Below are 272 nucleotides of genomic sequence, written 5' to 3'. Positions count from 1 at the left end.
AATGAACTTCAGGTAAGTTGGGAGCGAATTCAGCAGCGCGTTCTAGGTTGTATTTTGCTTGTGAATTGTTACCTGTTTTTAGGTACTGTAAGGCTAAAGCTATTCGAGTGCGTGCTGCCCCGGCGTTATTGATTTTATTTTTGACAACGGGCTTATTACTGCCGTTATAACTACTTTCGGTAACACAGCCACTTAAAGCCAGTGCCGATAGTGTTATAGCAAGTATAGATCGCATTACCTTATCTCTTTATTTTTGTCCATATTGCCTATAT

Annotated in this window: 1 pseudogene; it reads right to left on the bottom strand. The window is 40.1% G+C overall.

Annotated features, from left to right (window positions below):
• Window positions 1-235 (bottom strand): annotated as a pseudogene (locus SB756_RS30190) (type IV pilus biogenesis/stability protein PilW); the annotation flags it as partial.
• Window positions 236-272: the final 37 nt, after the last annotated feature.

The sequence above is a fragment of the Pseudomonas sp. SIMBA_068 genome (assembly GCF_046534705.1).
Taxonomy (GTDB): domain Bacteria; phylum Pseudomonadota; class Gammaproteobacteria; order Pseudomonadales; family Pseudomonadaceae; genus Aquipseudomonas; species Aquipseudomonas putida.
This window is presented reverse-complemented; position numbering and strand designations above follow the sequence as displayed.